This window comes from Streptomyces sp. NBC_01255 (genome assembly GCF_036226445.1).
GTDB lineage: Bacteria > Actinomycetota > Actinomycetes > Streptomycetales > Streptomycetaceae > Streptomyces.
Genome location: NZ_CP108474.1, coordinates 2,704,199 through 2,725,836, shown reverse-complemented (window position 1 = coordinate 2,725,836; position 21,638 = coordinate 2,704,199). Strand labels below are relative to the sequence as shown.

Here is a 21,638-nt window from a genome sequence, read left to right as displayed (position 1 = left end):
ATCGTTCCCTTCCGCCGACCCCGCCGGATGTTTCGGTCGTGAACGAAACGTACGCAACCGTGACCCCGGTCACAGGCTGATGGATAGTCGCGGAGTCCACCGGGACGTGGACACCCATCAGCGCGAGGAGGACCCCGTGGCCGCACGACGGGACCGTACCCACTATCTGTATCTGGCCGTCATCGGCGCCGTACTGCTCGGCATCGCGGTCGGCTTCCTGGCGCCGGGCGTCGCCGTCGAGCTCAAGCCGCTCGGCACCGGCTTCGTCAATCTGATCAAGATGATGATCTCGCCGATCATCTTCTGCACGATCGTCCTCGGCGTCGGATCGGTCCGGAAGGCCGCGAAGGTCGGCGCCGTCGGCGGGCTCGCCCTCGGCTACTTCCTCGTGATGTCGACCGTCGCACTCGCGATCGGCCTGCTCGTCGGCAACCTCCTGGAGCCCGGTTCCGGCCTCCACCTCACCAAGGAGATCGCCGAGGCCGGCGCCAAGCAGGCCGAGGGCGCGAGCGAGTCCACGCCGGACTTCCTGCTCGGGATCATCCCGACCACCCTCGTCTCCGCCTTCACCGAGGGCGAGGTCCTCCAGACGCTCCTCGTCGCGCTGCTCGCGGGCTTCGCGCTCCAGGCGATGGGCTCGGCCGGCGAGCCGGTGCTGCGCGGGATCGGCCACATCCAGCGGCTCGTCTTCCGCATCCTCGCGATGATCATGTGGGTCGCCCCGGTCGGCGCGTTCGGCGCGATCGCCGCCGTCGTCGGCGCGACCGGCATCGACGCCCTCAAGTCCCTCGCCGTCATCATGATCGGCTTCTATCTGACCTGCGGGCTCTTCGTCTTCGTCGTGCTCGGCGCGATCCTGCGCCTGGTCGCCGGGATCAACATCTGGACCCTGCTGAAGTACCTGGGCCGCGAGTTCCTGCTGATCCTCTCCACCTCCTCCTCGGAGTCCGCGCTGCCGCGGCTCATCGCGAAGATGGAGCACCTGGGCGTCAGCAAGCCGGTCGTCGGCATCACCGTCCCGACCGGCTACTCCTTCAACCTCGACGGCACCGCCATCTACCTCACGATGGCCTCGCTCTTCGTCGCCGAGGCGATGGGCGACCCGCTGTCGCTCGGCGAGCAGATCTCGCTCCTCGTCTTCATGATCATCGCCTCGAAGGGTGCGGCGGGCGTCACCGGCGCGGGCCTCGCGACCCTCGCGGGCGGGCTCCAGTCCCACCGGCCCGAACTGGTCGACGGGGTCGGCCTGATCGTCGGCATCGACCGCTTCATGAGCGAGGCCCGCGCCCTGACCAACTTCGCGGGCAACGCCGTCGCCACTGTCCTCGTCGGCACCTGGACGAAGGAGATCGACAAAGCGCGGGTCGCGGAGGTCCTCGCCGGGCACATCCCCTTCGACGAGAAGACCCTCGTCGACGACCACGCCCCGGCGCCGGTCCCGGACCAGCGGGCCGAGGACGGCGGCGTGGAGAAGGCCCGCGCGGGCGTCTGAGAACCCCGGGTCCCGGGCCTTGAGCCGGATCCGGGCCCCGGGAGAGGGACGGTCCCGGTCGCGAACGCGGCCCGGGACCGTCCCTCTCGTGCTCGCCGTACGGGGACCCGCTACTGCTGGATCGGGCGTCCGTCCGTGCCGCAGACGTAGCCCGCGTTGACGCAGTCGGTGACCCTGCGCCTCAGCTCGCCCTCGTCCCAGGCGTTGAAGAAGTCGCCGTGGAAGGTGTAGCCGGGCGCGTCGGTCACGTTCGTTCCGTTCCGGGTGCCCGCCAGGCTCAGTCCTCCGCCGTTCACCGGCCAGGTGATCAGCAGTTCCAGGCGTGGCACCGGGACGGGATGACTGGCCGGGCAGGTCGGCCCCGCCGCGTACGTCATGTGGTCGCGGTGGTTGGGACTGTCCAGGTTCCTCCCGTCCCAGCAGGTCGGGAAGTCCAGGTAGTTCTCCAGCTTGGTCCCCGGCGGGCAGGTCAGGAAGTCCCGCCCGGACTCGGTCCGGCCCACGCAGGACCAGCGCGCGGCCGGGTTCTGCTCGGGCCCGGTGGCCAGGGCGTTGCCGACGACGTAGCGCAGTCCGCGCGGGTGCGCGACGGCGCGGGTGGGGTCGGTGATGCCCTGGTAGTAGACGGTGACGCGCTCCGGGGCGACGGGCACGCCGTTCTGGTACAGGGTCGGGGTCCAGTAGGAGGAGAGGTCCGTCTGCGGGGTGCAGTTGGTGGTTCCGGCCGCCAGCGACTGGAGCGTCGAGGAGGCGTTCGCCGTCCTGTTCCCGTAGAACTCGTGGATGTGGGAGCGGCCCGCCTGCCCGGGGAAGACGATCGGGTCGTCGCCCCGCCGGTGGCTGGAGAAGCAGTCCGCGCGGAACTCCGAGCCGCGCAGCGGGGCCGCGGCCTGGGCGACGATCGCCGCCTGCTGGGCCTTCGTGTACGTGTACTGGTGGGCCGCGTGGCCCGAGTGGTCCGGCCGGGCGGCGGTCGTGCACCCGGCGGTGGCCAGGACCAGGACGGCGCCCGCGCCCGCCAGCAGTCTGCGGAACCGGTTCATCTCGCCGCCCCCGCTCAGCCGAAGGGGATGCGGACGGCGGACTGGTTGCCGGTCCCGAGCGTGCTCGGTCCGTTCCCGATGGCGTTCCACACCTCGACGCGGACCTTGCCGTTCACCAGGTTCCCGTGGCTGCCGGTGGCCGACTTGAGCCCGCGCGCCTGGGTGTAGTGCTCGTAGCCCGGTACGGGATCGGTCGCGAAGTACTGGTACGTCTCCGTCCGCTCCCAGCTACCGTCGCCCGTACGGTCGTAACTGACCCGTACCTGCTGCCCGTTGGCGACGGCCGTGCCGGCGTCCACGAACAGGTCGAACTGGGTCGCGCCGCCGTTGTACGTCCGGGTGATCGGCCCCGAGGTGAAGACCTGAGGGTTGGCCGGAGTCCCGTCGTGGTTGGCGCCGCCCGCCGAGGCGAGCGACACCGTCGACGCCGTGGTCGCGTCCCCGGCGCCACCACCCGTGCGCAGGTACAGCTGCGCGGAGCCGGACGGCGGGGGAGTGGTCGGCGGCGTCGTGGGCGGGGTGGTCGGCGGCGTCGTCGAGCCGCCGCCCTTCGTCCACACCGCGACGTAGTCGACCAGCATCGGCCGCCCGGGGACGGTCGCGGCGGTCGGGGTCCGCCCGGCGAGCGCGTCCGGGAACGCCCCGCCCATCGCCACGTTGAGCAGCAGGAAGTACCCGGCGTGGCTTGTCATGTCGGCCCAGGTCTGGGCGCCGACCCTGGCCTCGTTCACGCTGTGGAAGAGCTGGTCGTCCACGTACCAGCGCAGCTCGTTCGGGGAGGTCGAGCGGTCCCACTCGAAGCGGTACGTGTGGAAGGCCGACTGGCAGCTCGCGCCGGGGCAGGCGCGGCTGGCGCCGATGCCCGTGGTCTCACCGCAGGGGCCGCCCGGGTTGACGCCGCAGTGCAGCACGCCCCAGACGGAGTTGAGACCGTTGACGTTCTCCATGATGTCGAACTCGCCGATGCCGGGCCAGTTCCAGTAGTTGCCACGGTAGGGGGAGCCGAGCGCCCAGAAGGCGGGCCAGTAGCCGAGGGCCGCGTCACCGGTGACGTTCGGCATCTGGATACGGCCCTCGATGCGCAGGGTCCCGCCCGCGGGGGCCTTGAAGTCGGCGCGCCGGGTCTCGATCCGGCCGGAGGTCCAGTTTCCGGCGCCGTCCCGGAGCGGGGTGATCCGTAGGTTGCCGGTGCCGTCGAGGCGCAGGTTGTCGGGGCTCGACGTGTAGTTCTGGATCTCTCCGGTGCCCCAGTTGCCGGGGCCGCCGGGGTACGCGTGGCCGGTGTCGATCTGCCAGTCGGCGCCGTTCGGCAGGGCGCGGTCGGGGCCGTTGAAGTCGTCGCTCCACTGGAGCGACCAGCCGGGGGCGGGCGGCACGGCGCCGTTGGCGCTGCCTGCTCCGCCCAGGCCGAGGAGGGCGCCGGCGGCGAGGGCGCCGGCGAGGAGCGAGGCGAGCAGAGGGGTGCGGGGGACGCGGGATGCGCGGGGGGTGCGGGACGTGCGTCTGGCGCGGCTCGGGGAACTCAAGGGGAACACCTCCGGGGGACGGTACGCGGGGTGTGCACGGGTTCTGGTCCTGAGAGCGCTCTCAGAGCGCTCTCAGGAAGCTTTTGTAGTTGGAGACACCGGCCCCGTCAATGGGGCCGGTGTCTTCGGTTACTGAACGCCCAGTCGGGACAACTCCTCCGGCGAGAGCCGGAGTTCGGCTGCCGCCGCCGAGTCCCGCACCGTCTCCGGCCGGCTCGCGCCCGGGATCGGCAGCACCGTCTCCGACCGCGTGAGCAGCCACGCGAGCGCCACCCGCTGCGGACTGACCCCCCGCTCCCGCGCCACCCGGTGGAACCCCCCGAACTCCGGGTCCTCCTCCAGGGCGGACGCCCCGTCGAGTGAGCTGCGCGAGATCCCGCCCAGGGGGCTCCACGGCATGAAGGCGAGCCCGAGCTCCGCGCAGAGCCGCAGCTCCGCCTCGCTCTCCCGGACCGCCGGCGAGTAGCGGTTCTGCACGGAGACCAGCCGGTCGCCCAGGATCTCGCGCGCCAGCAGGATCTGCTCCGTGTCCACGTTCGAGATCCCGGCCAGCCGGACCGTCCCCGCGTCGAGCAACTCCCGTAGGGCGCCCAGTGATTCGCCGTACGGGACGGCCGGGTCCGGCTTGTGCAGCTGGTACAGCCCGATCGGCGTCCCGCCCAGTCGCCGGGCCGAGTCCTCCGCCGCCCGCCGCAGGTGCGCGGGCCGCCCGTCCACCGTCCAGCCGCCTTCCGCCGTCCGGCCGCGCCCGCCCTTCGTCGCCACGAGGACGTCGTCCGTGCGGCCCCCGTACGCGGCCAGGGCCCGCGACACGAGCAGCTCGCCCTCGCCGGGCGCGCCGTCCGGCGGGTGGTAGGAGTCGGCGGTGTCGAGCAGCGTCACGCCCGCGTCCAGGGCCGCGTGCACGGTCGCGATGGCCCGGGCCTCGTCGGGGCGGCCCTCGATGGAGAGCGGCATCGTGCCGAAGCCGACCGCCCCGACCCGTACGTCCCCCAGCGTTCTCGTCAGCATCAGCGCATCGCCCCGACCGTCTCGGCGATGGCACGCGAAAGCCATTCCGCCGCATGGCCGAAGGAGTAACCAAGCTCTGTGGCACGGGAGTTGTCCATCCCGTACGAGCGGGCGAAGGAGAACGGCGAGACCTCGCCGACCTCGACCTCCCGGAACACCGTCCGGCCGCCCACCTGCTTCTCGATCTCCGCGCAGATGTCGGCCGTGGTGAGCGGGCCGTGGGAATGGGCGTTGACCGGCCCGGTGAATTCCGCCTCGACCGTCCAGGCGAGGAACGCGGCGATCTCCTCCACGTACACATAGGTCGCCGGACGGTTCACGACGGGGACGGCGATCGGTTCGCCGGCCCGGACGCGCTCGACGTAGTGGTCGAGCCGGCCCGTGAAGTCGTCGTCGCCGCCCAGCACATGGGCGACCCGCACCGAGGTCCAGGCGAACGGCGACCCGGCCGCGAACACCGCCTCCGCCTGCCGCTTCCCCTCCCCGTAGTGCTCGTCGCGGAACTCCGGGTCGTCCCAGGCCAGGCCCGTGTCGACGGTCACCGCGGCCAGGTCGAGAACGGACTCGGCGACCGGGACGCCCGGGGCGGAGTCCTCGTACTCGTACACCTCCACCGTCGACGTCATCACATAGCGCCCGGTGCGTGCCGCGAACACCCGCAGGGCGATCTCCGCCTGGCGCGGCGTGTAGCAGACCTGGTCCACGACGACATCGAACGAACGGTCCGCCAGAACGGATTCCAGGGCGGCCTCGTCGTCACGGTCGGCCACGAGCTGCTCGATTCCCGCGGGGGCGGCGGAAGAGCCCCGGTTGAGCACGGTGATCCGGTGCCCGGATTCCGTCAGGAGAGCGATGAGCCGCTTTCCGAAATAGCGATTTCCGCCGATGACCAGAATGTCCATCAATCCCAACTCCCTTGCGTCACAGGACAAGTGTTACGTTGTGCCTCCGCCATCTGAAGGGGGATTCATGGGATTTCCGGCCGCCGCACCGAAGGAACCTCGGCCTTCGCGCCCCGCCGCCGACGATTCCTCGGCAGCCGCTTCGGCAGCCGCTTTCGACCCCATCGACCGGCAGATCCTGGACCTCCTGCAGACCGACGGCCGGATCAAGCTCAGCGAGCTCGGCCGCCGCGTCCGGCTCAGCCCCGCGGCCGTCACCGAGCGGGTCCGCCGCCTGGAGGCGAGCGGGGCGGTCACCGGCTACGGAGCCCATGTGTCCCCGGCCCGGCTCGGCTACGGCATCCAGGCGTTCATCCGGGTGAACCCGCACGGCGGTTACACCCTGAAGCACCCGCGGACCCTGGAACTGACCGCGCGCCCCGAGGTCCTGGAGGTCCACCACGTGGTGGGCGAGGACTGCTGGATCCTCAAGGTCGCCGTCACCGACACCGTCCATCTGGAAGACGTCCTGGAGCAGACGTCGGCGCTCGGCCGGACCACGACCTCGGTCGTGCTGTCGTCCCCGGTGGAGCGGAAGCCGCTGCTGCCGTCCGGCCCGCACCGTCCTTGACGCCCCCGCCCCTGCTTGCCTTGACGTCGGCGTCAAGGCTTACGTTCGGGGACATGCGCATCGGAGAGCTGGCCGAGCGGGCGGGAACCACCACGCGGACTCTGCGGTACTACGAGTCCCGGGGCCTCCTGACCGCGCGGCGCACGGAGCAGGGGTACCGCACGTACGACGAGGACGACCTGCGGCTCCTCCAGCAGATCAGGACCCTTCAGGACTTCGGGTTCGAGCTGGAGGACACGCGGCCGTTCGTCGACTGCCTGCGCGAGGGGCACCCGACGGGGGACGCCTGCCCCGCGTCGATCGCCGTCTACCGGCGGAAGGTCGCCGAACTGGACGGCCTGATCGAACAGCTCCAGGCGGTACGCGCCCAGATGGGCGCCCAGCTGCTGCGGGCCGAGGCGGAGCTGCCGCGCGGCCCGGAACCCCGGTGTGAGCTCGGTACGGAGCGGGACACGGACACGACGGAGGGGTGACGGGGATGACGACGTACACGGAGGGCGTGGGCGAGGTCACGGACGCGGACTTCGGCACGGAGGTGCTGGGGGCCGACCTGCCGGTCCTGGTGAAGTTCACGGCGGAGTGGTGCGGGCCGTGCCGGCAACTGAAGCCGGTGCTCGCCGCGATCGCCGTGGAAGAGGCGACGCGGCTGCGGATCGTCGAGATCGACGTCGACCGGAACCCGGAGACCACGGTGAAGTACGGGGTGCTCGGGACCCCGACGCTCATGGTCTTCCGGGCGGGCGAGCCGGTGAAGTCGCTGGTCGGGGCCCGCCCGAAGCGCCGCCTCCTGGAGGAACTGGAGGACGTCCTGGCGCCCTGAGGCCTGTCCGGCCCTAAGGGGTGCGGCTGGAGCTCCAGCCCTGGCCGTGGAGGCGTTCGATGCCGTCCAGGAGGAGGTCGAGGGCGAACACGAACTCGAACAGGTCGTCGCAGCCTCCGCCGACCGTCGAGCCCGCGTCGTGGGCGGCGGCCGCGGCGATCTCCGCGACCCGGGGATAGGCCGCGGCGGCCGCCTTCGCGGCGGCCTCGCCCGCCTCGCCGGGCGACGGTTCCGCCCCGCCGGTGGCGAACAGCTCGGGGGAGAAGCCCAGCAGGCGGGTGCCCAGCGCGTGCATCGCGTGGTGCGTGAGGTCCGCGGAGAGACCGCCGTCCCGGAACGTGCCGATCACCGAGTCGAGGTGGCCGAGGACGGCGGGTGTCGGACCGGGACGCGACTCGATGACGGACGCGGCCCAGCGGTGGCGCAGCAGCACGTCCCGGGCGGCGAGGATCTGCTGCCGTACGGCCGTCTTCCACGGCGCTCCGGGCTCCGGCGGGGCGATGTCTCCGACGACGACGTCCACCATGCCGTCGAGGAGCTCGTCCTTGCCGGCCACGTGCTTGTAGAGCGCCATCGGGACCACGCCGAGCTCCTGGGCGAGGCGGCGCATGCTGAACGCCTCGGCGCCGGTCTCGTCGGCCAGCGCGACAGCGGCGCGCAGGATTCGCTGCCTGCTCAGGGGGGCGCGGTCGCCCGCTCCGCGGTGCTGAGTCATGTTGACGAGTGTACGCCGTACACCTACCGTGTCCCTCGACAGGTGGGTGTACGCCGTACACCCCTGGGGGGAAAGGGGAAGCTCGTGGACACGACACGGAGGACCGCCGTGGTGACCGGAGTGCTGTTCCTGGTCACCGAGGTCGCGGCGATCGCGGGACTCGCGCTGTACGGCCCCGTGCTCGACGGCGCCGCGTACGTCCTCGGGCCGGGCGCGGACGCCCGTGTGCGGGCGGGGGCGCTGTGCGAGATGGTGCTGCTCGTCGCCGTGATCGGGACCGGGGTCGCGCTCTACCCCGTCATCAGGCGGCGGCACGAGGCCCTGGCGGTCGGCTACGTGTGCGGCCGGCTGCTCGAAGCGGCCGTGATCGCCGTCGGCATCGTCAGCGTCCTCGCGGTGGTGACCCTGCGGCAGGACCTGCTCGGCGAGAGCGGCCGGGCGGCCGCGAGCGCGCTGGTCGCGGTGCACGACTGGACGTTCCTGCTCGGCCCCAACGTCGCCCTCGGGGCGAACACCCTGATCCTCGCGTACGTGATGCGCCGCACGGGCCTCGTGCCGGCCTGGATCGCCCTGCTCGGCCTGGCGGGCGGCGCACTCGTCTGCGCCTCGGCGGTGGCCGTGCTCTTCGGCCTGTACGCGCAGGTGTCCGTCCCCGGAACCCTCGCCGCGCTCCCGGTCTTCGCCTGGGAGGTCACCCTCGCCGTCCGGCTCCTGACCCGCGGCTTCCAGGTGACACAGAAATACCCCGACTAGAATTGACAGCCGGGGTATTGCATCGCGTATATTAATGGATTCCGTGCCCGGAAAAAGAAAAGGCACGGAGGAGTTCAATAAACGCACTGTATCGCGCCGGGAGTCGAATTGTCAACCGAGGAATTTCGGAATGAACAGCAATTCATCACCGATCTGTACGCACGGCTCGACGACCTGAGGGACCGGGCCGAGGCCGCCGTCGCCCAGGCCCTGCGCACCCCCGGGGTCGGCAGCAACCAGGGCCGCCTCGAACGGGACGTGACCGTCGCCGAACAGTCCGGGCTGCTCGCCGCCTTCGACGCGGGGGAGAGCGGGCTCTGCTTCGGCCGGCTCGTCTTCCGCGACGGCCGCGACCACCACATCGGGCGGATCGGCATCCGCAGGGACGACCCGAACCGCACGCCGCTCGTCGTCGACTGGCGTGCCGAGATCGCCAGGCCCTTCTACCTCGCCACCGGCTACGAGCCCATGGGGCTCTCCCGCCGCCGGCACATCGGCACCCGGGGCCGCGAGGTCACCACCCTCCACGACGAGGTCCTCGACCTCGCCGACGCCACCCGCACCGGGCACGAGAGCCGTGACGCCGACGAGGTGCTGCTCGCCGCGCTCGACGCCGCCCGTACCGGCCGCATGCACGACATCGTGCAGACCATCCAGGCCGAGCAGGACGGCATCATCCGCTCCCCGCACCACGGCGTCCTCGTCGTCGAGGGCGGCCCCGGCACCGGCAAGACCGCCGTCGCGCTGCACCGGGCCGCGTACCTTCTCTACGCCCACCGGGAGCAGCTCGCCAAGCGGGCCGTCCTCATCGTCGGCCCCAACCCCGCCTTCCTCGGCTACATCGGGAACGTCCTGCCCTCCCTCGGCGAGACCGGCGTCCTGCTCGCCACCCCCGCCGAACTCTTCCCCGGTGTCCGCGCCACCGGCACCGACACCCCGCGCGCCGCCGCCGTCAAGGGCTCCGCCGCCATGGCCGACGCCCTCGCCGCGGCCGTACGCGACCGCCAGCAGGTCCCCGAGCGCGGCGCGCCCCTCGTCGTCCCGCACGATGACGGGGACCTGGTCATCGACTGGGACATGGCCCTGGAGGCCCGCCACAAGGCCCGCGAGACCGTCCTCCCGCACAACCTCGCCCGCCCCTACTTCGTCTTCCGGATCCTGGACGCCCTCGCGGAGCAGCTCGCCGACCGCATCGGCGCCGACCCCTACGGCGGCCCCAACTTCCTCGGCGCCGACGACCGGGCGCTGCTCGCCAAGGGCATCGCCGCCAACCCCGACGTGCACGCCGCCGTCGACACCCTCTGGCCGGCCCTCACGCCCCAGGAGTTCCTGGCCGACTACCTCACCGAGCCCACCCACCTCGACGACGCGGACGCGGCGGCGATCCGCCGCGACAGCGGGGAGTGGACCCCCGGCGACGTGCCGCTCCTCGACGAGGCCGCCGAACTCCTCGGCGAGGACGACTCGGCCGCCCGCGCCGCCCAGGAGGCCGAGCGGCAGCGCCAGATCCAGTACGCGCAGGGCGTCCTCGACGTCTCGTACGCCTCGCGCACCTACGAGTTCGAGGACAAGGAGGAGCTGGACGAGGACGCCTCCGAGGTCCTCTCCGCCCACGACATCATCGACGCCGAGCGGTTCGCCGAGCGGCACGAGGAGGCCGACCACCGCACCGCCGCCGAGCGCGCCGCCGCCGACCGCACCTGGGCCTTCGGCCACATCATCGTGGACGAGGCCCAGGAGCTCTCCGCGATGGCCTGGCGGCTCCTCATGCGCCGCAGCCCGACCCGCTCCATGACCCTGGTCGGCGACCCCGCCCAGACCGGCGACCCCGCCGGCGTCGGCGCCTGGGAGCGGATCCTCACCCCGTACGTGCAGGACCGCTGGGAGCACGTACGCCTCGGGGTCAACTACCGCACGCCCGCCGAGATCATGGAGGTCGCCGCCGAGGTGCGGCGGGCCGCCGACCCGGGCTTCGAACCGCCCCGGTCCGTCCGCTCCACCGGTGCGGCGCCCTGGGACCGGACGGTCGACGACCCGGTGAAGGAGGCCGCCGACGCCGTCGCCGCCGAGTTGCGGACCGAGGGCCGGCTCGCCGTGATCGCCCCGGAGGGCCTGCTCCCCGGCCTGGTCGAGGCCCTGCCGGACGCCGCCCACGGAGCGACGCCCGACCTCACCCTGCCGGTGGTCCTGCTCGACCCCCGGCAGGCGAAGGGCCTGGAGTTCGACACGGTCCTGGTCGTCGACCCGGACGGCATCGTGGCCGGCGCCCCGCACGGGATCAACGACCTGTACGTGGCGCTGACCCGGGCGACCCAGCGGCTGGGCGTGATCAGGCCGGCCTGAGCCAGACCGTCGCCAGCGGCGGCAGCGTCATCCGTACGCTCGCCGAACGGCCGTGCCACGGCACCGACTCGGTCTTCACCGGGTCGGTGCCCACCACGTCCCCGCCGCCGTACCGGGCGGCGTCCGTGTTCAGGACCTCCGCCCAGGCGGCGAAGGTGTCCGGCACACCGATCCGGTAGTCGTGCCGCACGACCGGCGAGAAGTTGCAGACGGCGAGCAGCGGGGAGCCGAAGCCGTCGAAGCGCAGGAACGCGAAGACGTTGTCCTCGGCGGCGTCCCCGACCACCCACTGGAAGCCGTCCGGGACGGTGTCCCGCTCCCAGAGCGACGGGTTCGCCGCGTACACGGTGTTCAGGTCCCGTACGAGATCCCGCACGCCCCGGTGGTCCGGCTCCGCCCCGTACGCCGGATCGAGCAGCCACCAGTCGGGACCGTGCTCCGCCGACCACTCCGCACCCTGGGCGAACTCCTGCCCCATGAAGAGGAGTTGCTTGCCCGGGTGGGCCCACATGAAGCCCAGGTAGGCCCGGTGGTTGGCCCGCTGCTGCCACCAGTCGCCCGGCATCTTCGACACCAGCGACCGCTTGCCGTGCACGACCTCGTCGTGGGAGATCGGCAGGATGTAGTTCTCGCTGTACGCGTACACCATCGAGAAGGTCATCTCGTGGTGGTGGTACTTGCGGTGCACCGGCTCCTTCTCCGCGTACCCCAGCGAGTCGTGCATCCAGCCCATGTTCCACTTCATGCCGAAGCCCAGACCGCCGAAGCCGCCGGGGCCCACCTGGTCCGTCGCCCGCGTCACGCCGTCCCAGGCCGTGGACTCCTCGGCGAAGGTGACGATCCCCGGGCATCGGCGGTAGACGGTGGCGTTCATCTCCTGGAGGAAGGCCACCGCGTCCAGGTTCTCCCGGCCGCCGAACTCGTTCGGCAGCCACTCGCCGTGCTCGCGCGAGTAGTCGAGGTAGAGCATCGACGCCACCGCGTCGACCCGGAGCCCGTCGAGGTGGAACTCCTGGCACCAGTACACGGCGTTGGCGACGAGGAAGTTCCGCACCTCCTTGCGCCCGTAGTCGAACTCCAGGGTCCCCCAGTCGGGGTGGTGCGAGCGGCGCGGGTCCTCGTGCTCGTACAGCGGACGCCCGTCGAACTCGGCGAGCGCCCAGTCGTCCTTCGGGAAGTGCGCCGGGACCCAGTCCATCAGGACCCCGATCCCGGCCCGGTGCAGGGCGTCGACCAGGTGCTTGAAGTCGTCGGGGGTGCCCATCCGGGCCGTCGGCGCGTAGAAGCCGGTGACCTGGTAACCCCAGGAGCCGCTGAACGGGTGCTCGGCGACGGCCATGAACTCCACGTGCGTGAAACCGAGGTCGCGGACGTAGCCGGGCAGCTGCTCGGCGAGCTCGCGGTACGTCAGCCCGGGCCGCCACGACGGCAGATGGAGCTCGTACACGGACAGCGGGGACTCGTGGTGCGGTCGGGCGCCGCGCCGGTCCATCCACTCGGCGTCGTCCCACGTGTAGTGCGAGGCGGTGACGATGGACGCGGTGTTCGGCGGGCACTCGGTGCGGCGGGCCATCGGGTCCGCGCGCACGGTGTGCGAACCGTCGGGCCGGGCGATGTCGTACTTGTAGACGGCTCCCTCGCCGACGCCCGGCACGAACAGCTCCCACACGCCCGTCGAACCCAGCGAGCGCATCGGCAGCGCCGTGCCGTCCCAGTGCGTGAAGTCGCCGGTGACGCGGACCCCGCGGGCGTTCGGTGCCCAGACGGCGAATCGGGTGCCGGCGACACCCTCGTGGGTCAGGGGGTGGGAGCCGAGCGCCGTCCACAGCTCCTCGTGCCGTCCCTCGCCGATGAGGTGCAGATCGAGCTCGCCGAGGGCGGGCAGGAAGCGGTACGGGTCGACGACGGCGAGCTCGTCACCCCCCTCCTCGTACCGCACGCGCAGCTCGTACGCGGGCACCTTGCGAAGGAGCGGCAGCAGGCAGGAGAAGAGCCCGTCGCCGTCGTCGTCCAGCACGACGCGACGCCCCTTGGCGAGGACGGCCACCTCCTTCGCCCACGGGCGCAGCACCCGCACCACGACCCCACCGCGCACCGGGTGGGCCCCCAGCACGCCGTGCGGGTCGTGGTGCTCGCCCGCGAGCAGCCGGGCGCGGTCACCCGGATCGAGGGGTGGCGCCTTCCGCACGGCGGTCCGGTCCGGTGCGGGCGTCTTCCTTGCGCGGGACGTCTTGCCTGCGGATCGGGCGGTCACGGGGGTGCCTCCTGGAGGGCGAGGGGTACGGGTGTACGGGGTAGGAAACGGCATCGCGCGTACGCGGGACACTCGGCCGAACGGGGCGCGTGGAGGTCACCGCAGGCGAGAGCGGTACGGGGCCGCCCGCGGCTGGGCCGAACGGGTACCTGGCCTGCGCGGGGCCAGCACCCGCCGTGTGGGCAGGCGTCCCGCAGGGCGGGACGGGTGGGCACACGGGACGGCGCCCTTGGCGGCGCCTCCGCCCCCTGCGCCGACCCGCACCACCGGGATCCGCACCGTCCAGGGCCCCGTCCGTGGGGGTGGGGAACAGGGGGCGGAGGCGCCCGCGGAGGGCGCCGTCCCGTTGTGCCCACCCGTTCCGCCCCAGCGGAACGACTGCCCACAACGAAGACGCTCGGCGGTACGGCCACCCGCGACGGGTGTGATTCACCGTGAGGCCGCCAGGCGTTCGATCGCGGACATCGGGACCGGGAGCCAGTCCGGGCGGTGGCGGGCCTCGTAGACGACCTCGTAGACCGCCTTGTCGGTCTCGTAGGCGCGGAGAAGGGCGGGGTCCGCACGGGGGTCCGTGCCCGCCGCCTCGGCGTAGCCCGTGCAGTACGCGGCCCGGCAGCGCGCCGCCCAGTCCGCGTTCCACGGGCGGTGGGTGCGGGCCGCGTAGTCGAAGGAGCGGAGCATTCCCGCGACGTCGCGGACCGTGGGCTGCGGGCTCCGCCGCTCGTCGAGCGGCTTCGCCGGTTCGCCCTCGAAGTCGATGACGGCCCAGCCGCCGTCGGAGCCCCGCAGGGTCTGCCCCAGGTGCAGGTCGCCGTGGATGCGCTGGAGCGCCCCCGCGCCGGGCGCCCCGCCGGCCGCCGCGAAGACGGCCCGCAGCCCCGGTACGTACGGCAGGAGCGCCGGCACCGCCTGCGCCGCCGCGTGCAGCCGCCGGTCCATCGCGGCGGCGAGGTGCTCGGTCTCGGACCGCCGCAGCCGCCGGGTCGGCAGCGCGTCGGCGAGCGCGAGGTGGACCTCGGCCGTGGCCCGGCCGAGGGCCCGCGCCTCGGTGGCGAACTCCCGCCCGTCGGCCAGCGCGTCGAGCGCGAGCCGCCAGCCGTCCCGGGAGTCCCGGAGGAAGGGCTGGAGGACGCCGAGGGTCGCGGCCCCCGACTCGAACCAGGCGACCGGGGCCGGCACGCGTGCGCAGCCGGCCCGGCTCAGGGCGAGGGGCAGTTCGAGGTCGGGGTTCGCGCCCGGGCTGACCCGCCGGAAGATCTTCAGGATGTACGAATCCCCGTATACGAGGGAGGAGTTGGATTGCTCGGCGTCCAGCATGCGGGGGGCCAGGGCGGGCGGCAGGGGCGTCGTGGCGTGGAAGCGCAGGGGGCCGGTCCGGCCCGGGGTGCGCAGCCGCTCGTAGAGGAGTCCCGCGAGCCGCGGGTCGCGCAGCCCTTCGTAGACCGCGCGTCCGGCGAGCGGGCCCTGCCGGATCCGCCCGATCAGGGCGGGGGCGAGGCGGGGCGGGAGCTGGGTCCGTACGCCCAGGAGCAGTTGGTAGCAGTCGGCGGGCGTGCCGGCCGGGCGGCCGGGCTGGTCGACCCGTACGAGCAGATGGAGGAGACCGGGTCCCGCGCCGTCCAGGGGCAGCAGCTCGGTGGCCGTGTCCAGCGTGAATCCGATGACCCGGCGGCCCTTGCCCGCGAACCAGCGCTGCCGGGGCAGCCATTCGTGGAGCAGGGGAGCGAGGCACGGAAGGAGGGCGTCCGGGGCCCGGGTGGTGGATGCGGTCTCCTGCATGGCATCGCGTCCTTTCCCCGGGGCGCGCAAGTGGGCGTCGTATGCGTTCAAATGCGCAGAGTGTCCCGGATGGCGGCTTGGACTGTCCGGAAGTGCGGGACGTGTCGGAAGGGGAAGATCCGTATGGGCCCGGCAAGAAGGCCCGTATGGACCTGAATCGTGTGTGTGACACAGTGCCCAGAGGGGGACGGGGGAAACCGTCCCACCCCGGACGAATCCGAACTGACCGTCGGTCAGCCCCTCTTGAGACGGAACCAGTAGAAGCCGTGTCCCGCAAGGGTCAGGAGGTAGGGCAGTTCGCCGATGGCCGGGAACGTCACTCCGCCGATCAGCTCCACCGGCTGGCTGCCGGCGAAGCGCCGCAGGTCCAGCTCGGTCGGCTGCGCGAACCGCGAGAAGTTGTTCACGCAGAGGACCAGGTCGTCGCCGTCCTCCCTCAGGAAGGCGAGCACCGCCGGGTTGGACGCCGGGAGTTCCGTGTACGTCCCCGTGCCGAAGGCCCGGTTCTGCTTACGGATCTCGATCATCCGCTTCGTCCAGTGCAGCAGGGAGGACGGGGAGGCCATCCCTGCCTCGACGTTCGTCACCTGGTAGCCGTGGACCGGGTCCATGATGGCCGGCAGGTAGAGCCGCCCCGGGTCGCAGGAGGAGAAGCCCGCGTTCCGGTCGGGCGTCCACTGCATCGGGGTCCGCACCCCGTCCCGGTCGCCCAGCCAGATGTTGTCGCCCATGCCGATCTCGTCGCCGTAGTAGAGCACCGGCGAACCGGGCAGCGAGAAGAGCAGCCCGGTGAAGAGCTCCATCTGCTTGCGGTCGTTGTCGAGGAGCGGGGCGAGGCGGCGCCGGATGCCGATGTTGGCCCGCATCCGCGGGTCCTTGGCGTACTCGGCGTACATGTAGTCCCGCTCTTCGTCCGTGACCATTTCGAGCGTGAGCTCGTCGTGGTTGCGCAGGAAGATGCCCCACTGACAGCCGGACGGGATCTCCGGCGTCTTCGCGAGGATTTCCGAGACCGGGTAGCGGGACTCGCGCCGCACGGCCATGAAGATGCGGGGCATGACCGGGAAGTGGAAGGCCATGTGGCACTCGTCGCCGCCCGAGCGGAAGTCGCCGAAGTAGTCGACGACGTCCTCAGGCCACTGGTTCGCCTCGGCGAGCAGCACCGTGTCCGGGTAGTGGTCGTCGATCTCCTTGCGGACCCGCTTGAGGAAGCCGTGGGTGGCCGGGAGGTTCTCGCAGTTGGTGCCCTCCTGCTGGTACAGGTACGGCACCGCGTCGAGCCGGAAGCCGTCGATCCCCAGGTCCAGCCAGAACTTCAGCGCGGAGAGGATCTCCTCCTGCACCGCCGGGTTCTCGTAGTTGAGGTCCGGCTGGTGCGAGAAGAACCGGTGCCAGTAGTACTGCTTGCGGACCGGGTCGAAGGTCCAGTTGGAGGACTCCGTGTCGACGAAGATGATCCGGGCGTCCGCGTACTGCTTGTCGTCGTCGGCCCAGACGTAGTAGTCGCCGTACGGCCCTTCGGGGTCGCGCCGGGACTCCTGGAACCACTCGTGCTGGTCGCTCGTGTGGTTCATGACGAAGTCGATGACCACGCGCATCCCGCGCTGGTGGGCCGCGTCGACGAACTCGACGAAGTCGGCCAGGTCGCCGAACTCGGGGAGCACCGAGGTGTAGTCCGCGACGTCGTATCCGCCGTCCCTCAGGGGGGACTTGAAGAACGGCGGAAGCCAGAGGCAGTCCACGCCGAGCCACTGGAGGTAGTCCAGCTTGGCCGTGATGCCCTTCAGGTCGCCGACGCCGTCGCCGTTGCTGTCCTGGAAGGAACGGACGAGGACCTCGTAGAAGACCGCCCGCTTGAACCAGTCGGGATCGCGGTCCTTGGCGGGGGTGTCCTCGAAGGTGTCGGGGACGGGCTCGTTGACAGTCATGATGTGGGTGACCCTCCGGTCTGCGGGGACGGTCGCAGGACGAGGACGTGCGCGGGTGTGACACCCGGCTCTAGGCGCACGTAGCTGGCCCTGCCCCAGTGATAGGTCTCGCCGGTGAGCTCGTCGCGCACCGGCACGGTCTCGTGCCAGTCGAGGCCGAGTTCCGGCATGTCCAACGAGACCGTCGCCTCCTGGGTGTGGTGCGGGTCGAGGTTGACGACCATCAGAACGGTGTTCGAACCCGACCGCTTGCTGTACGCGATCACCTGCGGGTTGTCGGTCTCGTGGAAGGTGATGTTCCGCAGCCTGCGGAGCGCCGGGTGACGGCGCCTGATCCGGTTCAGGGTGGTGATCAGCGGGGTGATCGTCCTCCCGGCCCGCTCCTCCGACTCCCAGTCGCGCGGCCGCAGTTCGTACTTCTCCGAGTCCAGGTACTCCTCACTGCCGTCCCGCAGCGCGGTGCCCTCGCACAGCTCGTACCCGGCGTACATGCCCCAGGACGGCGAGAGGGTGGCCGCGAGCACCGCCCGCGCCTCGAACGCGGGCCGGCCGCCCTCCTGGAGGTAGGCGTGCAGGATGTCGGGGGTGTTCACGAAGAAGTTCGGCCGCATCTGCGCGGCCGTCTCCCCGGACAGCTCGGTGAGGTACTCCGTCAGCTCCTCCTTGGTGTTGCGCCAGGTGAAGTACGTGTACGACTGCTGGAAGCCGATCGCGCCGAGCGTCCGCATCATCGCGGGCCGCGTGAACGCCTCCGCCAGGAAGATGACGTCCGGGTCGGCCCGGTTGATCTCGCCGATCACCCGCTCCCAGAACACCACCGGCTTGGTGTGCGGATTGTCGACGCGGAAGATCCGCACACCGTGGTCCATCCAGTGCCGCAGCACCCGCACGGTCTCCGCGACGATCCCGTCCATGTCGGTGTCGAACGCGATCGGATAGATGTCCTGGTACTTCTTCGGCGGGTTCTCCGCGTACGCGATCGAACCGTCCGGCCGGTGGTGGAACCACTCCGGGTGCTTCTCCACCCACGGGTGGTCCGGCGAGCACTGGAGCGCGAAGTCCAGGGCGATCTCCAGACGCAGCTCCCGGGCGCGCGCCACGAAGGCGTCGAAGTCCTCGAAGGTGCCCAGGTCCGGGTGGAGCGCGTCGTGCCCGCCCTCCGGGGAGCCGATCGCCCACGGCACGCCCACGTCGCTCGGGGACGCCGACAGGGAGTTGTTCGGGCCTTTGCGGTGGGTCTCGCCGATCGGGTGGACCGGCGGGAGGTAGACCACGTCGAAGCCCATCGCCGCGACCGCCGGGAGGCGTTCGGCCGCGGTGTGGAAGTTCCCCGGGACCGTACGGCCCTTGACCTTCCGCACGCCCTCCGAGCGCGGGAAGAACTCGTACCAGGAACCGAACAGGGCCCGCTCGCGCTCCACCTGGAGCGGCAACGCGGGGGAGGAGGAGAGGAGTTCGCGCAGCGGGTGGCGGTCGAGGGACTCGACGACGCGCGGTGCGAGCGCCGCCGCGAGCCGGACGGCCGCCGGGCGGGAGACGTCGCGCAGCGCGTCCGCGGCGGCGAGCACGGCCTCCCGGCCGCCGCCCTTCTTCGGGACGCCCTTCGCGGCCCGCTCGTGCAGCTCGGCCCCCTCGGCGAGGACCAGTTCGGAGTCGATCCCGGCCGGGATCTTGATCCTGGCCGTATGGCGCCAGGTGGCCATCGGGTCGCTCCAGGCCTCCACGGTGTACGTCCACAGGCCCTCGGCGTCCGGGGTGACCTCGGCGCCCCACCGGTCGGTACCGGGGGCCAGTTCGCGCATCGGGGTCCACGGGCCGGGGCGGCCGGACGGGCCGCGCAGCACGACATTGGCGGCGACCGCGTCGTGACCCTCGCGGAAGACGGTCGCCGTCACCTCGAAGGTCTCTCCTGCCACCGCTTTCGCGGGGCGCCGGCCACAGTCGACCAGCGGGCGTACGTCCAGTACGGGAATGCGTCCCATGAGCGGATTCACAGCATCACCTGACGGGTTACGGGGGTGCGGGTGGTGGTGCGCTCTTTCTAGCTCCGTCGACGGCCGGCGGGTTGCGGGCATGACGGCTCCTGTCCGCGTTCACTCGAATGGCGGGTGCACAGGGAGTACGGGATCTACGGGATCTCTTGGGGTCCGGGGGTGTACCGGAGGAGCCTTCCCCCGGTTGTCGGGTGGGCAATCCGGCGCTTTGTTAACTACTCGGGCGTAGGCGCGCGGGCAAGAGCGCGAACGACGTGAAAAGCCCCGCCTCACGGAGGCGGGGCTCTTCTCGGGTGCGCGGGTCAGCGGTGCGGGGACGTGTCCGTCTCCTCGGCGTCCGTCTCCTCCGGGTCCGCCGCCCAGACCTGCCAGGGCTGGCGGGCCACCCACTCCTCCACCGGGGCCGGTTCGAGCGCGAGTGCCTCCGCCGACACCCCGTCGTCGCCCGCCATGAGCAGCGGATCCGCGTCGCTCGCCATGTAGTGGTAGATCCCGGCCACCCCGGCCGCCGCCGCGGGACCGAGGAGCCCGGCGAGCCCGTGCTCGAAGTCGACCGGATCCAGCTCCTGGTAGCGGACCGTCCGGCCCAGGCCGCGGCCGAAGGCGGCCGCGAGCTCGCCGCCCGTCAGCTCCGCCGCACCGCCGATGTCGAACGTCCGCCCCTCCAGGTCCTCCCGGGTCAGCGCAGCGAGCGCCGCCTCCGCCAGGCCCCGGTGCGAGATCCACGCCGTCCGCGCCGACTCCGGCAGCGGATAGGCGAGCACGCCCTCGTCGACGAGGGCGGGACCGTTCCACGGCGAGAAGAGGTTGTCGAGGTAGACCGGCGGCCGGATGACCACGAGCGGCACCCCGCTGTCCCGCAGCACCTGCTCCGCGAGGCGCCGCGTCTCGAAGGCGGCGAACTCCGTCGGGCCGTGCGGGACACGGGTGTTGGTGTTGAAGACGAGCCGGAGCGTGCCCGCCTCCAGGGCCGCCTCGGCGATGTTCCGCGCGTACGCCTCCACCCGCTCGGGGTCGTACACCAGCGGCATCGTGACGAACGCGTGCGTCGTCCCCTCGAAGAGCCGCCGCACGTCGCCCGGCCGCCCCAGGTCGCCGGCGAGGAAGAAGGCGCCGGGAAGCGGCGGCCGGTCCGCCTCCGGGCGCCGCGTCAGGGCACGGACCCGGTGGTGCCGCTCGGCCAGCAGACGGGCCACCGCACCGCCCTGGAAACCGGTCGCGCCCACGACCGCCACCCGCATCGGAATCTCACTGGACATGTGTTTCTGAGGCCCTTCGATAGGCTGTCGCTGCTGTCGTGTCGGCTGCCTTCCAGGCTCGTCGCGGCGGCTTCGGCTGTTCAATTAACAAACCGGGGCGGAAGTTGAAGGATCGTCCATGGATACCGTGGGAACCGACCGTCACGACCACCGCGATCAGCGCGACCAGCACTCGCGCGGTGCCGAGCACGAGGACCTGCTGAGCGAATTACTGAAACCCCTCCGGCTCACCGGAGTCTTCGACAGCCGCTGGCACGTCCGCGCCCCCTGGGCCATCGAGGGCGACGCCGAGCGCAGCTGCGCCGTCCTCCACTACGTCGTCGAGGGCGACTGCTGGATCACCACCGACGGGGAGGCCTCCCTCGAACTGCACGCCGGAGATCTCGTCGTCTTCCCCACCGGCACCGCGCACCGCCTCTCCGACCGGCCCGAGCGCCAAGGCGTCCCGCTCAAGGCCGTCCTGCCCGAACGGCAGCCCGGCACCTCCGGCGAGATCGTCATCGAGGGCACGGGCCCCGAGGCCCGGCTGCTCTGCGCCGGACTCCACTACGACGCCAGCGCCGCCACCGGCCTCTACACCTCGCTGCCCTGGGCCCTCGTCCTCGACGGCGCCCAGGTCGACCGCGAGCCGCTGCTCCGCGACACCCTCCGGCTGCTCGCCGCACCCGACCGGCCCGTCGGCCCCGGCGACCGGCTCATCACCCTGCGGGCCTTCGAGATGGCGCTCGTCCTCGCGCTCCGCCCGCTGCTGCGCGAACTCGCCGGCAACCCCGCCTCGCTGCCCCTGCTGCGGCACCCCGGCATCAGCCGGGCGGTGGTGATGATGGCGACCCGGTTCGCCGAGCCCTGGACGATCGACTCCCTCGCCCGGGAGGTCGGCATGTCCCGCTCCGCGTTCACCGCCGCCTTCCGCGAGCTCGTCGGCGAGTCCCCGGCCCGCTACCTCGCCGCCCGCCGCATGCAGGAGGCCGTACGGCTCCTCTCCGAGACGTCGCTCCCGCAGTCGGCGCTGCCCGCCCGCATCGGCTACCAGAGCGCCGTCGGCTTCCACCTCGCCTTCCGCAAGTGGTTCGGGGTGACGCCGGGCGAGTACCGCGCGGGGGCCGTCAGCGCCGCCTGATCCGGGCGGGTCGTCCCGAGAGCTGTCCAGGCGGCGCGCCGGGCCTGGACGGTTCATAAGGACCCCTGGACGGACGTTCATTGCCCGGA

General features: G+C 71.9%; 17 protein-coding genes. 7 read left to right on the top strand and 10 right to left on the bottom strand.

Features of this window, described 5'->3' with window-relative positions; all coding sequences use genetic code 11:
• The first annotated feature begins 79 nt into the window (after window positions 1-79).
• Complete coding sequence (locus OG357_RS11780; RefSeq protein ID WP_443066663.1) at window positions 80-1,492, top strand: cation:dicarboxylate symporter family transporter; 1,413 nt, start codon at window positions 80-82, stop codon at window positions 1,490-1,492.
• A gap of 110 nt (window positions 1,493-1,602) precedes the next feature.
• On the opposite strand, the gene OG357_RS11775 is transcribed toward OG357_RS11780, so the two are convergent.
• From OG357_RS11775 to OG357_RS11760, 4 genes are all read right to left on the bottom strand, one after another.
• A complete protein-coding gene (locus tag OG357_RS11775) occupies window positions 1,603-2,535 on the bottom strand; it encodes a DUF1996 domain-containing protein (RefSeq protein WP_329621104.1) in 933 nt (310 codons plus the stop codon).
• Window positions 2,536-2,549: 14 nt separating this feature from the next.
• Window positions 2,550-4,061 carry a glycoside hydrolase family 16 protein gene (locus OG357_RS11770; protein ID WP_329621103.1) on the bottom strand — a complete coding sequence of 504 codons (1,512 nt, stop codon included), beginning with the start codon at window positions 4,059-4,061 and terminating at the stop codon, window positions 2,550-2,552.
• Window positions 4,062-4,190: 129 nt separating this feature from the next.
• A complete protein-coding gene (locus tag OG357_RS11765; protein ID WP_329621102.1) occupies window positions 4,191-5,072 on the bottom strand; it encodes an aldo/keto reductase in 882 nt (293 codons plus the stop codon).
• The gene (locus tag OG357_RS11760) at window positions 5,072-5,974 is read right to left on the bottom strand and encodes an NAD-dependent epimerase/dehydratase family protein (protein WP_329621101.1); all 903 of its coding nucleotides are present in this window, start codon (window positions 5,972-5,974) and stop codon (window positions 5,072-5,074) included. The genes OG357_RS11765 and OG357_RS11760 overlap by 1 nt, the downstream gene beginning before the upstream one ends.
• Window positions 5,975-6,041: 67 nt before the next feature.
• Between OG357_RS11760 and OG357_RS11755 the strand changes: the two genes are divergently transcribed.
• Genes OG357_RS11755 through OG357_RS11745 form a run of 3 tightly spaced genes read left to right on the top strand, consistent with a single transcriptional unit; the run spans window position 6,042 to window position 7,404 of the window.
• Complete coding sequence (locus tag OG357_RS11755) at window positions 6,042-6,584, top strand: Lrp/AsnC family transcriptional regulator (protein WP_329621100.1); 543 nt, start codon at window positions 6,042-6,044, stop codon at window positions 6,582-6,584.
• 53 nt (window positions 6,585-6,637) lie between these two features.
• A complete protein-coding gene (locus tag OG357_RS11750) occupies window positions 6,638-7,057 on the top strand; it encodes a MerR family transcriptional regulator (RefSeq protein WP_329621099.1) in 420 nt (139 codons plus the stop codon).
• 5 nt (window positions 7,058-7,062) lie between these two features.
• On the top strand, window positions 7,063-7,404 hold the full coding sequence (locus tag OG357_RS11745; protein ID WP_329621098.1) for a thioredoxin family protein: 342 nt from the start codon (window positions 7,063-7,065) through the stop codon (window positions 7,402-7,404).
• Window positions 7,405-7,417: 13 nt separating this feature from the next.
• Here OG357_RS11745 and OG357_RS11740 read toward each other — a convergent pair whose 3' ends face one another.
• Complete coding sequence (locus tag OG357_RS11740; protein WP_329621097.1) at window positions 7,418-8,119, bottom strand: TetR/AcrR family transcriptional regulator; 702 nt, start codon at window positions 8,117-8,119, stop codon at window positions 7,418-7,420.
• 84 nt (window positions 8,120-8,203) lie between these two features.
• On the opposite strand from OG357_RS11740, the gene OG357_RS11735 reads away from it, so the two are divergent.
• Together OG357_RS11735 and OG357_RS11730 are read left to right on the top strand one after the other, a co-directional pair.
• A complete protein-coding gene (locus OG357_RS11735) occupies window positions 8,204-8,872 on the top strand; it encodes a DUF4386 domain-containing protein (protein ID WP_329621096.1) in 669 nt (222 codons plus the stop codon).
• A gap of 108 nt (window positions 8,873-8,980) precedes the next feature.
• Entirely contained in the window at window positions 8,981-11,215 is a 2,235-nt protein-coding gene (locus OG357_RS11730; protein WP_329621095.1) for a HelD family protein, read from the top strand.
• On the opposite strand, the gene glgB is transcribed toward OG357_RS11730, so the two are convergent.
• From glgB to OG357_RS11705, 5 genes are all read right to left on the bottom strand, one after another.
• The gene (gene glgB, locus OG357_RS11725; RefSeq protein ID WP_329621094.1) at window positions 11,202-13,469 is read right to left on the bottom strand and encodes a 1,4-alpha-glucan branching enzyme; all 2,268 of its coding nucleotides are present in this window, start codon (window positions 13,467-13,469) and stop codon (window positions 11,202-11,204) included. The two genes, OG357_RS11730 and glgB, sit on opposite strands and share 14 nt — an antisense overlap.
• Before the next feature lie 429 nt (window positions 13,470-13,898).
• On the bottom strand, window positions 13,899-15,248 hold the full coding sequence (locus OG357_RS11720; RefSeq protein ID WP_329621093.1) for a maltokinase N-terminal cap-like domain-containing protein: 1,350 nt from the start codon (window positions 15,246-15,248) through the stop codon (window positions 13,899-13,901).
• A 233-nt stretch (window positions 15,249-15,481) separates the two neighbouring features.
• Window positions 15,482-17,176, bottom strand: coding sequence for a maltose alpha-D-glucosyltransferase (gene treS / locus OG357_RS11715; protein WP_329621092.1), 1,695 nt, complete (start codon window positions 17,174-17,176; stop codon window positions 15,482-15,484).
• Window positions 17,173-19,158, bottom strand: a complete 1,986-nt coding sequence (locus OG357_RS11710; protein WP_329621091.1) for an alpha-1,4-glucan--maltose-1-phosphate maltosyltransferase — start codon at window positions 19,156-19,158, stop codon at window positions 17,173-17,175. Before OG357_RS11710 ends, treS begins: the two co-directional genes overlap by 4 nt.
• Window positions 19,159-19,472: 314 nt before the next feature.
• A complete protein-coding gene (locus tag OG357_RS11705) occupies window positions 19,473-20,429 on the bottom strand; it encodes an SDR family oxidoreductase (protein ID WP_329621090.1) in 957 nt (318 codons plus the stop codon).
• A 118-nt stretch (window positions 20,430-20,547) separates the two neighbouring features.
• Between OG357_RS11705 and OG357_RS11700 the strand changes: the two genes are divergently transcribed.
• Window positions 20,548-21,549 (top strand): AraC family transcriptional regulator, encoded by a 1,002-nt coding sequence (locus tag OG357_RS11700; protein ID WP_329621089.1) that lies wholly within the window; start codon window positions 20,548-20,550, stop codon window positions 21,547-21,549.
• Window positions 21,550-21,638 lie beyond the last annotated feature (89 nt).